The organism is Legionella santicrucis (genome assembly GCF_001468135.1).
In the GTDB taxonomy this organism is placed as follows: Bacteria; Pseudomonadota; Gammaproteobacteria; order Legionellales; family Legionellaceae; genus Legionella; species Legionella santicrucis.
In genome coordinates, this window is record NZ_LNYU01000085.1 from 198,915 (window position 1) to 210,673 (window position 11,759).

Consider the following 11,759-nt stretch of genomic DNA (forward strand, 5'->3'; position numbering starts at 1 on the left):
AGAAGTATTAATTGAGTCACGCTATAAACGAGTAAAGCGATTTTTTTCTGGATTTTCATTTGGTTTTGACTCAATTTCTCGCTGGCTTTATTTATTATTTTTTTCTCAATCGAAGTCAGTTTATCTCGCCATAGATAGAACGAATTGGTACTGGGGCAAATCAAAAATTAATATTTTTATGTTATCGGTTTGCTATGAGGGCCTGGCTATTCCCTTGTTTTGGACGCTCTTAAATAAAGCAGGTAATACCACGGCAAAAGAGCAAATTAAATTGATTTCACGCTTTATTACTCTTTTTGGCAAAGAGCCTATTCAAGGTATCTTGGCCGACCGTGAATTTCCTAATAAAGAACTCATCTCATGGTTAGTCGCTGAAAATATCCCTTTTTATTTAAGAACCAAGGGTAATATAGACGTTTGTATTGGAAAAAAGAAACTCCGAACCTCAGCACAACTATTTTCTCATCTTGCTCCTTTCCAACAACAGGTATTTGGCATGAGGGTTCATGTGTTTGGACAGCTTCTCTATTTAGCAGGCAGTAAAAACTCTCGTGATGAACTCCTCATCGTTGTTACTAATAAAAATCCCAAAAATGCCATTGCTTGTTATTTGCGCCGCTGGGAAATTGAAACCCTATTTTGTGCCTTGAAATCTAGAGGATGGCGATTTGAAGAAACTCATATCGTTGACCCAAAGCGAATTGAAAAACTTATCGCTCTTCTTGCTATTGGATTTGCTTGGGCTCATAAAATCGGTGAATGGAACGCTCTATTAAAACCAATCCCTCTTAAAAAATTGCGAAATCAAAAAAGGCCTCAAAATAGCTTTTTTAGGCTTGGCCTAGATGCTCTGCGCGACTTTCTAACTAACTTTAAAATCAATACCAAATTGTTTCTAAAATATTTAGCTTGTATTTCTATTAAACCTACAAAAGGCTGATTTTAAAAAATTGTCCCGTATAAAGGTGAATTTGTTCAAGACTTTCAGTTATTAATATTCTGTTAATTAACGTGATATATAATCCACTAAAATTTATATTTATTTAGTTTTAGCTTAAATAAAATTACGAAAGAGAATACGATGTCAAAAGATTCACCAGAAGTACTCAAAGCAAAGACCACCATTATTAAAAATAGCATTAAAGAAGATCAATTAGCAGTCGCGCAGCAGTGGTTAAAAACATTTAAACATAATGCTTCAGATGATACGGGTGCTAATATATCTAAATTACTATTGGCTTGTGTTGCTCAAGGTGATTTTAAAACACGTTCTTCATTGGTTAAAAATAAAGAACTCACTAATCCAAGCGATGCACTCACATCGATTGATTATTTATCACATGCTAGTCGAGTCATCGTTGATTATAAGAATTTATCAACAGAAAATCTAAAAGAGTTTTTAGCATTTTTTCCTGAAGCATGGAAACAGGGTGTTGTTTCAAGATCCGCAACTCATGGGGTCATTCGTAAAGGGGAAAAAGTTACGGAACTAAAAGGTTTTATGCTCGGTGTTATGGGCCAAATACCTACTCTTATTAAAACGCCCTATGATTTTGGTGTAAATATTGCCATGGGTGGAGCGGGTGAAAAGAATCTGATTGGCAAGAATATCAGTAAAAATGGTTTTAGCGGTCATATGTATTTCCATCATTATGCTCCAGATCAGTTAATGATGTTAGGTTTAGAGCAAAGCGCTCCTTCTTCTTCAATTTTAGAAGCCATCTGGGGACATAGTAAAGAAGATGAGAGTATTCAATCAGATACGGATCAATTTGGCCAGGGACATTCTTTAATAGGTGCTTCAGATACATTCACTGCAGCGGGATCATTATATTTTAGCGACCCTGTCTATCAGGCAAAATTACTTACTGAAACTGGCAATGTGACACCTGATAAATACGGCGCGATGCAAGTGACTTTAAATGATGATAATTGGCTCAAAATTAAAGAATATTTAGGGGCTTTAAAGTCAAATTTTGATAACGGTGATGAGTTTGTTCTAGAGCAAATAATGACACCACCCTCTACTGCAGTCGCAAAAGATTTGGAAATAGAAAGTTATATTGCGCTTGATTTTAAAACATATTTAAAAAATATTAGACTTTTGCTGGATGAAGTTGATCCTTATGTACTTAATATTCTTGTTGAAAGTCAAATGAAACTGCAATCCAAATTATTATTGAATATTGAGACATTACGTAAAGGTTATACTGTTGAAGCCTATCAACAATTCTTAGAAACATTGAAACAAATTTCTGATGTTGCTAACACTCCTAAAGCTTATATTGAAGCAATTTCACGAATCGGAGATTTATTTGAGTTACAACGAAAGATTGATCCCAAATTAAAACAGGCACACGAAGATTTAATTGTTCAACAACGTTGTAATGAACTTGTTCTTGCAATAAATAATCTAGAAACAAAAGCGAAACTCATCCGCAAATTTCTTTCTTCTGAATCTTTTATTAAAGAAGACAATATTCCAGAATATTTAGAGAATTTATCCATCCATATGAAAAAGATTGAGGAAATTCTTAAAATTGTGAGCTCAGGATTTTTATCAGAAGAAATAAAAATTAAAAATGAAGTATCTGTTGAAGAGAGTTTGATTTTACAAGAAAACTTAGAAAACAGCTGGATTGATATTAATTCTGTAAAATCGACTGAACTCGACGAATATGAAATAATGATTCAAAAAATGGGGCTATTTTTACAACAATGTCCGGTAAATATAGAAGAAATGCTCAAAATACAGGTTATTGAAGACTATATACTCACTAAAGTTGAAGATAAACCACTTGAGATTGACTCTCTCAAAGATAATATTCTTGAGATTACGCCTCCAAAAGATAATATTACTGAATTTATAGAAGCAGTACAAAAATACTATCAGGCAAGAAATGAAAAACCTGAAATCGCAATGTACAATTTTTGGAGTTGGAGTAAGCGGGCTAAAAAAATTGCTTCTGATGTTTTAATTGATATTTTACAAAGTATCAAAGAGGGTAAAACAATTACTGAAGAACAGTGCAATAAATTAGCAATCCATAAACGGTGTATCGAAAATGGAGAATTTGGCGTAGCAGTTCAAACCTACCTTAAAAAGTTAGGATTTGAACGACTTGAGCAATTAGTAGAAACTAAATCAGAAGAAGACTTATTTGATATTCCTGATATTACTGAAAAAGAACTTGCTACGGTTAAAGACACACCGCTTGTTAATGCAATACAACAATTCAAATTGGATTTGAATGATTTGAAAGAAGAGGTCGATGAAACGGAACCTACTCTTCAAGATCACGCAATCAAAGTGACTGTCAAATAGGAGTGGGCAAATTTTAAACTTATCCTACTTTCGTAAGTGCGATAATTGGGTAAGATATCTATTGAGCTTTGTGACAATATGGATAGCTTGTTTGTCGAATCCTAAAAACAAAAATCCTCACTTAATATTACTTAGTGAGGATTGAAAACGCTTCTATAACACATCGCATAGTAATTCGTCCTACAGTTTTTCTCAGTAATCACTGCTTTGCAATGTCCCTCCACATTTATATAAATCAGTTATTTTATGATGGGTTATGTCTTGCTCTATCATCGATTGAAATACAACCGTTTAAAAAATTTAAGCCCGAACTCGCAAAAAAACAACGAGATCAAAAACTTCTTTAGGAGAAGCATTTTGACTAGTGAGTTAATTTTTCACTTCTAAGCTTGACAAAATACAAATCAGATGGCGATACGCTTTGTTGTGATCTAAAATATACATTATGAATAAAACTTAAACATTTAGATTTGAATTTAATCTGTTGTGGTGGTTGTCATGAAACAAAAAGACGATGAAGGCATTTTGGACCGTAGTAGGCGGGGGGTTGTAAAAACAGGGATTAACTATGTAAAAAAAACAGCGATGGTTGGTGTTTTCATAGGCGAGATAGTGCCTATAACTGTGACCGCATTGGCTGTTAAAGGGATCACTCATGTAGCGAGTAAGATGGATGAGGGAAATATCAATAAGCAAAAAAAATTAGAACAGGATCTGGTTGGACTAGAGCAACGCAAGCAGGAGTTGGAGCAAACAATAAACAAAACACAAGACATGCTAAAGCATATAAAGGAGCATCCAGAAGATCGCGATGAATTTCCTGACGTTGAGGAGTTGAAAAAAAATCTGAAGGATGCGCGTAACGAAAAAGCTAAAATTATAACGAAAGAAATTCCAAAAATAAAAGAGGAGATGGAGAAAGCTGGAAGTAATGTGCTAGTGAAGCAATTAAGTCTGGTGGATCAACAAATTAATGATACCTTATCGAAAGGAGTCGAAATGGTTAAAGATAATATTACTACTTTTAAAGAAAAAGGATTGGTTTCTGGAACGACAAAACTCGTAACAAATGTGGTATCGCAAGTTCCTGGTGCTAATACTACTTTGAAAACAGGCATGAAAATCGTTGATACAATTTCTTCTGGAAAATTGGAATCAGGAGTAGTTTCTAAGGTAACTAAAGAAATTACTGGAGGAATTATTAAAGCGAGTGGTTTAAATGATATTTTAAAAGTAACTGGTGGTAAGGAAGTTGTAAAGGCAATGGTTAAAGAAAATATACAACCCGGAATAAAAGATCAAGTAAAAAATATTGTCAGTAATATTGGAAGTTACTTTAGCTGGTGGGATAAAACACCTAAAGAAAATAAAGGCCTTAACATTTGATAAGGAGAATAATTTATGAGTATCTTTACCTCCAGGATGATGGCAGCTTTCACACCAAGCGATTTGTTTATTAATTTATATGGTTCGATAATGAGCGAATATGATAAGGAACCACATAATTCAGGTGCTTATGATGAGCTTGCTGAAATTGTAGAAAGCGCCAATGAAGAGGGTATTTTATCAGTGATAATGCGAAATGAAAAAACTCTTTATTTGTTTCCTATAACAGATATCCCACAAAAAGATGATTTCCTCTTGCAACTAACTAGTAACAGCAAACAAATTTTACAATATGAATTTAAAAAATGGTTTGGTCCTAAAGAGGTGTATGATGCGCTAATACCCCAAGATCAAGAAATTACTCAAGTATTGTTACAGTATTTCTCTTATCTCTTCTTTGTACATCATTTATCTTTTGCCAAGGGTCGATCGAATTGTCTTTATCTGAAGATTTCCCCCGGAAAAAAGTTAACAGAGTGGTTAATAAAAATAGGAAAAAAAGATATTAAACCAATGTTGAATTTAATAAAAAATAAACCTCCTGTTGAATTTTTTGATTCTATAACTACCATCATGGTTGAAACATCAGTAACTGATAAGGATGAGATTAATCTTTTTTTAAAAGAGCATATTGATACACTTATTAAGTATGAACATATTGCTTGGTTAGGTGCTCTTGAGATTGAGGATCCCCAATTACAATGGCCTTCAGATCTAAACGATCTTGATGTTTTTAATGAATGGTTTCAAATTGAAATTTACGATGATGTTGTTTCCTTAGGATCTATAGCTGATCAAGACGTGGGGCAATAAATTTGATTTTCTGTAATGAATCATCCCTCCACTGAGTTGGCAAAATATTTTTACCCGCTTAATGTTCAAAACTTGAGTATATCCGGCATTTTTCATCTTTCCTTTCTTTTACATTTCGATGTAACTCAATTCCTGCAATAGTTGTTTCAGCTACTTCAAAATGATTTAAAACCAACGCTCAGAAAAAACGTATAAATCTTTATGCATTCTATTTTATTCCATATGAATCTAAGAAGAGAGATTTTTTAGCTTAAAATTACTTATATCGTTTATAACTAATTGAAATTAAAAATATATTTAACAGGCGTATATCACATATAAACATAATCAATTGGAATTATATTGCTCAATTAGGTTAAATAGTAACATGATGTTTTAAATGTACTTAGTCAAGGACTTCAAATTGATTCTGGCTAAGAATTTAACAAAAATTACTAGAGTAGGGACTTATAATGTTTGAAGAAATAATAAAAATCTTAAGAGATAAAGTAACTGTAAAAAAGAATGTTAAGGAAGCGATAGAACTCAGTAAGCAAATTGGTTACCAAAAAAATTTATCACTTATTTTGGATATTTTAAAAAATGCACCAGAAAACAGTATTGATGTAGTTGTTTGCAATCAGCTAATGAATAAGTTTAATAGAAATTGGGCTTTCACATGTGCTGTCCATAATTTATTAATTACAAGGGAAATAATTAATGAGGCTAGTTTTAATAGCTTTATTACAATGGCAGGGAAAAATAGACAATTTGGGGCGGCAAAAAATGCCTTTGAGTTAGCTCGAAAAAGAAATTTAGCGAATGAGATTACTTTCAATAGCTTCATTGTTGCTGCAGGAAAAAATGGACAATTTGAGACTGCTCAAAATGTTTTTGAATTATCTAAAGAATTAAAATTAGCCAGTGCAGTTACCTTCGCTAGTTTTATTGATGTGGCAGGTAAAAATGGGCAGTTTAAAGCAGCACAAAATGCTTTTGAGTTAGCTAAAAATTGGAAGTTAGTCAATGAAGTTACCTTCGCCAGTTTTATTGATGTAGCAGGAAAAAACGGGCATTTTGAAATGGCGCAATATGCTTTTGAGTTAGCTAAAAATTGGAAACTGGCCAATGAGGTTACCTTTGCGAGTTTTATTGATGCGGCAGGAAAAAACGAGCGGTTTGATGAAGCACAAAAAGCCTTTGAATTAGCTAAACTCTTGCAGTTAGCAAATCAGATTACTTTTAATAGTTTCATTAACGCAGCAGGAAAGAATGGCCAGTTTGAAGTAGCGCAAAATGCATTTGAACTGGCTAAGGAAAGAAAATTAATAGATAAGATCACGTTCGCCAGTTTTATTGATTTAGCCGGAAAGAGTGGACAATTTAAAGCGGCACAGGATGCTTTTGAGTTAGCTAAAAAATGGAAGTTGATCAACGAAGTTACTTTTAATAGTTTTATAAGCATAGCAGGGAAGAACAAGCAGTTTGAAATGGCGCAAAAAGCTTTCGAGTTAGCTAAAAAATGGAACTTGGCAAATAAAGTTACTTTTGCCAGTTTCATTGATGCGGCAGGAAAAAATGGACAATTTGATGCTGCGCAAAATGCTTTTGAATTAGCAAAGAAATGGAACTCGTGTGATTGTTATACTTTTAATAGTTTTATTGATGCGGCAGGAAAAAATGGTCACTTTGGGGCAGCACAAAATGCTTTTAAACAAGCCATAGTTTTGCAATTAGCTGATGAATTAACATTTGCTTGCTTTATCGACTCAGCAGAGAAAAATGGCCAGTTTGAAGCAGCACAAAATGCCTTTGAGTTAGCTAAAAGATTGAAATTAGCAGACAAACTTATTCTTCCTGGTTTTGTTACTGCGGCACTGTCTGAATAAAAACAAAGCATTAATAGTAGATAAAAGTGCCCCTGTATTGCTTTTCCTGAGCTAAACTATTTAATACGGGTTCAATTGGATTGCAAGTATGAAATTCGTTTGTGTTCTTTTTTTGGGGCTAATTTCTGTTAATGTTTGGTCATCTGATTCCGATGATTCTGCTTGTAGCCTTCAGGGAGTTTTTCGAAATACTAATGGATGTATGCCTGTGGTATTTGTTATTCGCCATGCAGAGGATACGTCATCGGGAGAACATGCACTGACTGCAGAAGGAAAAAAACACGCCGAGCTATATGTTATGTTATTTAAAAATTATATATGGGGTGATACTCATAGTGTAGGTAAAGACAAAAGCCAGGCTTGTGTGTGTCCTATCGGTAAAATTATAAGTATTAGTAATAAAGGGGGAGATGTTTCGCCTCGAAATCCTAATCCTAATCCAAGTCCAAATCCATACAGTACCGTAGAAAATCTTAGCCAAAGTCTAGGAATTCCAATTAGTACTGATAATGGTGAAAGTCAATATTGGAGTAGTTTTCAATGGACTGCTGATGCCAAGAAAAAATTGTTTGATTATAGTGGAAATTCAGCCCAATATTCTGTTGTTATCGCATGGGATAAGCAAGGTTTGAACCCTACAGAAGAAGACTATAAAAAATTGATGGGTTGGCTTAAGCCACCGGAGTCAAAAGTTCCATTTAAAGATTTTACCCCCTTATTAAAGTATTTTCCTAACACACTTCCAAATGCAGGCTCGATTGCATTAGACCCTCTGAGAACATATCTATGGGTTTATTCTGACCAAAATGAGGAAGGCAAGTTTATGAATCTTCGAGTTTATCAACAAATATTTTATGCAAAGGATTGTAAAAAAGCCCAGTCATTCGTTCCTACTATAAATTCGGAGTGTATTATTCCCCAGCAACGCAGTTATTAGTTGAGTTTACAATAGGCTTGTTGTTTTTATATTGAAATTTAACAAAAAAAGATCTTTATGTTCTTTTTATGCTATAGTATTTCATTTATTTTACTGGCTTTATGTTTATGAAATATGTAAATAAATACTTTTGGCAATTTGTCATCTCTATTTTTTTGTCAAGTATATTGATTGCGACAAAAGTTAATGCAACGGCGGTGCATATTCTGCAAGCGAACTTATTTTCTTGGTCTACTATGGATAAAAAAAAGAATCCTCCCCCAATTGTTCGGATGACCTCTTACATTAACGAACATAATTTTGATTTTATTACCACTCAAGAAAATGACTACTTATTGATGGACAGCGTTTATAAGCTGGACCAAAAATATAAAATAGCTGGAATAAGAGAGGATGCTTCTATTTTTTATGATAGTTCTCGTTGGGCTATGGTAGAAAATAGTCAAAAAACGATACCAATGACTTCTGATGGAGGAGGTCGGAGGGTTGCGGTATTTTCTCAATTCAAGAATTTAAAAAGTGGTGAGATTGTTGCCCTTGGGACTACCCATCTTTGTATTGCATGGGGCGGACATGCCGATTGTGTTGGCGGGCAAGTGTCTGCTCATAATAATGATGCACGAGCAATAAGTGCATTTATGGAAGAGTATTCTGCTCGCGTAAAAATTCCAACGTTTATTACAGGTGATTTTAATAATCTTCAAGATAATTTAAATCAAGCTCAAATCATGGAGTCAACTTTTGTTAATTATGGTTTGGCTGCTGTGAAATCCAATGGAACTTTTATAGGCCCAACCTTTGGAAATGCTGTAATTGATTTTGTTTATTTTCGCCAAGCAATATTGAAAAATGCATCGCTTTACACACAAATACAAGGAAATCCTTCCGATCATTCAGCGATTGATGTCACATTTCAAATTGGTCTATGAAATAGTGAGTGTTCATGCCTCATGCACCGAAAGGTTGGATTTGAGCGCAAGTTGCGCGAAAATCCAGCCTTTCATTAAAAGAAGCAAGCATACCCTCTAAATAGATATTGAAATAAGATGACGTTTAAGTGTCTCATCAAAGAGTGTCTGCTGACTACTTAAAAAATGAGGTGTTATTTCTTAGAGCCAATCATAAATATTCTTTGGAAAGGCAGCAAAATTTTATTATTTTTTTGCAAGTGGTATTTTTTTGAAATTTCCTGAATATATTTTTTACTAAATAATTGGACATCCATTTCATTCATGCTTGTCAATATGGGTCTTAATCCAGTGCCTTTAACCCAATCAAATATCGCTTGAAAATGTTCCATTTCCTGGTAATAAATTGTTTCCCATAAGTGTACTGTGTAAGATGATGCGCTTAGTAAATCGTAATAGGATGGCAAATGATAAAGAGGTTTACTTAATTCACCATAAATTAATTGCTTTAAAAAGGGTCTCCATTCATGATGCGTTTGTAGCAATTTAATAATGACTTGATGAGTAGGTAAATGAAAATTATTTGGCATTTGTATGGCTAATATACCACCAGAATTAAGCAATCCTAATAGTTTGGGAATTAAAGAACGATGTTCGGATAACCATTGCAATGATGCATTTGCAAAAATACAATCAATTTTTTCTGGAGGAGAAAAGTGTGCAATATCACCTTGAATGAACTCAATGTCGGCGTAAGTCGATCGGGCTTTATTCAACATATCAGCCGAAGAGTCTATCCCTATTATTTCGGCTGAAGGCCAGCGTTGCTTTAATAATATACTGCTATTTCCTGGGCCGCAGCCCAGATCATAAACTATCTTAGGTTGAAATGAAGAAGGAATTGCATTGAGTAAATCGAGGGCAGGGCGTGTTCTTAATTCTAAAAATTGACTGTATATTTTTGCATTCCAAATATCTTCCATTTTTTCCTCGCTCTTGAACTATTTAGACGAAAAAGAAAAAGGACTCATCTTGCAATTAGAAAAGATAAAGGCTTTTCTGATTTATGAGGAAATATCCTTTTGAGCCTTTTCTACAGCTAAATAGACACATACAATGGTTATTATAGCCATCAGAATGAGATAAATGGAAACTGGCCAAGTTTTTCCATTTGTCGAATGGACTATTTCAGTCGCAATCAATGGAGTTAAACCACCGGAGAGCGCTGCGGATAAGTGATAAGCAATTGCCGTTCCGCTATAGCGAATACGTGTTTTAAAAAGCTCAGAATAAAATGCACCTTGAGCTCCATGCATTGCTGCATGAGCAAAGCACATGCCAAATATTACAGCAAAAAAAATCAAAGAAGGGTTTTTAGTTTGCAATAACCAGAAAAATGGAAAAGCAAACAATCCCATCAATACAGCACCTGAAATATACACCGGGCGACGTCCAATCTTATCCGATAGTCTTCCAAAAAAAGGAATGCAAAATGTTTCTAAAATAGCACCCGTCATTACTGCATAGAGTAAAAGTGTTTTTGATAATTGCAGTTGGATTGTTCCATAACTTAATATAAAAACGGTTAATACATAAAAAGAAGAGCTTTCTATAAAACGTGCACCTATCGCCAAAAGAAAGTTTTTAAAATGAGAGCGCAGCATTTCTAAAGCTGGGACTTTAGGAGGGCGTTTATGCTTCATAGCCTTCACAAAAACCTGGCTGTCCATAACTTTCAAGCGAAGATAAAAACCAATAAACACTACAAAACAACTCAATAAAAAAGGAATACGCCAGCCCCAAGACAAAAATTGCTCTTTGGGAAGAGAAGAGAAAATAAGTAATATTATAATAGAAAGTACTAAACCAAATGGGGCTCCAGAGTTTGGCCAACTTGAATAAAAACCTCTTTCTTTTTCCCTACTTACTTCAGCAGACATAACAACCGCACCAGCCCACTCACCTCCGACTGCAATTCCTTGAATACATCGTAAAAGGATGAGACAGAGAGGTGCAAAGATACCAATTGTATTATAAGTAGGAAGTAAGCCAATCAAAAACGTAGAGCCACCCATTAAAGACAATGTCGTAATCAGCATCTTCTTACGACCTAATTTATCTCCAAAATGACCAAAAATAATACCCCCAAGAGGTCTGGCAAAGAAACCAACAGCATAAGTTGCATATGCAGCCATGATTCCTGCTACGGGACTAAATTTAGGAAAAAAAAGAACATTGAAAAACAAAGCGGAAGCAGTGCCAAATAAATAAAAATCATACCATTCAATTGTTGTGCCAATAAAACTTGCAATAGAAACCTTTCTAGATGCTTTCGATTTAGGGTCTTGTCGTATGATGGACATATAATAAACTTAATAATAACAATAGGTATTCATTCATCCTATATGAATTTTTTTAAAAATGCGAATTATAACTAAGCAGACCTCATTAAATATCTATAAAAAACAAAGAAGTTAGTGTATTCTGCAATTTTTATAGATTAGTTTTAGAAAAATGATAAG

The 11,759-nt window shown here is 34.1% G+C and carries 9 protein-coding genes; 7 read left to right on the forward strand and 2 right to left on the reverse strand.

Annotated features, from left to right (window positions below; genetic code table 11):
• The 7 genes from Lsan_RS16285 to Lsan_RS16315 all read left to right on the forward strand — a co-directional run.
• Positions 1-940: IS4 family transposase (locus Lsan_RS16285; protein ID WP_162265618.1), on the forward strand; the 940-nt coding region annotated here is incomplete at its 5' end.
• A 141-nt stretch (positions 941-1,081) separates the two neighbouring features.
• The gene (locus tag Lsan_RS16290) at positions 1,082-3,325 is read left to right on the forward strand and encodes a hypothetical protein (protein ID WP_058515180.1); all 2,244 of its coding nucleotides are present in this window, start codon (positions 1,082-1,084) and stop codon (positions 3,323-3,325) included.
• A 498-nt stretch (positions 3,326-3,823) separates the two neighbouring features.
• A complete protein-coding gene (locus Lsan_RS16295) occupies positions 3,824-4,711 on the forward strand; it encodes a hypothetical protein (RefSeq protein ID WP_058515181.1) in 888 nt (295 codons plus the stop codon).
• 15 nt (positions 4,712-4,726) lie between these two features.
• Positions 4,727-5,524, forward strand: a complete 798-nt coding sequence (locus tag Lsan_RS16300; protein ID WP_058464425.1) for a hypothetical protein — start codon at positions 4,727-4,729, stop codon at positions 5,522-5,524.
• A gap of 452 nt (positions 5,525-5,976) precedes the next feature.
• Positions 5,977-7,392, forward strand: coding sequence for a pentatricopeptide repeat-containing protein (locus Lsan_RS16305; protein ID WP_058515182.1), 1,416 nt, complete (start codon positions 5,977-5,979; stop codon positions 7,390-7,392).
• Between the two features lie 88 nt (positions 7,393-7,480).
• Entirely contained in the window at positions 7,481-8,329 is an 849-nt protein-coding gene (locus Lsan_RS16310; protein ID WP_058515183.1) for a hypothetical protein, read from the forward strand.
• A gap of 107 nt (positions 8,330-8,436) precedes the next feature.
• Positions 8,437-9,258 carry an exonuclease/endonuclease/phosphatase family protein gene (locus Lsan_RS16315; protein ID WP_058515184.1) on the forward strand — a complete coding sequence of 274 codons (822 nt, stop codon included), beginning with the start codon at positions 8,437-8,439 and terminating at the stop codon, positions 9,256-9,258.
• Between the two features lie 173 nt (positions 9,259-9,431).
• Here Lsan_RS16315 and Lsan_RS16320 read toward each other — a convergent pair whose 3' ends face one another.
• Both Lsan_RS16320 and Lsan_RS16325 read right to left on the reverse strand, forming a co-directional pair.
• Positions 9,432-10,220 (reverse strand): methyltransferase domain-containing protein, encoded by a 789-nt coding sequence (locus tag Lsan_RS16320; protein ID WP_058515185.1) that lies wholly within the window; start codon positions 10,218-10,220, stop codon positions 9,432-9,434.
• An 81-nt stretch (positions 10,221-10,301) separates the two neighbouring features.
• Positions 10,302-11,600, reverse strand: a complete 1,299-nt coding sequence (locus tag Lsan_RS16325) for an MFS transporter (RefSeq protein ID WP_058515186.1) — start codon at positions 11,598-11,600, stop codon at positions 10,302-10,304.
• Positions 11,601-11,759: the final 159 nt, after the last annotated feature.

Bases quoted from the DNA above. Each gene is read 5' to 3' on its own strand.
- Lsan_RS16315 (WP_058515184.1), top strand. From the start codon at position 8,437: ATGAAATATGTAAATAAATACTTTTGGCAATTTGTCATCTCTATTTTT.
- Lsan_RS16290 (WP_058515180.1), top strand. From the start codon at position 1,082: ATGTCAAAAGATTCACCAGAAGTACTCAAAGCAAAGACCACCATTATT.
- Lsan_RS16300 (WP_058464425.1), top strand. From the start codon at position 4,727: ATGAGTATCTTTACCTCCAGGATGATGGCAGCTTTCACACCAAGCGAT.
- Lsan_RS16310 (WP_058515183.1), top strand. From the start codon at position 7,481: ATGAAATTCGTTTGTGTTCTTTTTTTGGGGCTAATTTCTGTTAATGTT.
- Lsan_RS16325 (WP_058515186.1), bottom strand. From the start codon at position 11,600: ATGTCCATCATACGACAAGACCCTAAATCGAAAGCATCTAGAAAGGTT.
- Lsan_RS16320 (WP_058515185.1), bottom strand. From the start codon at position 10,220: ATGGAAGATATTTGGAATGCAAAAATATACAGTCAATTTTTAGAATTA.
- Lsan_RS16295 (WP_058515181.1), top strand. From the start codon at position 3,824: ATGAAACAAAAAGACGATGAAGGCATTTTGGACCGTAGTAGGCGGGGG.
- Lsan_RS16305 (WP_058515182.1), top strand. From the start codon at position 5,977: ATGTTTGAAGAAATAATAAAAATCTTAAGAGATAAAGTAACTGTAAAA.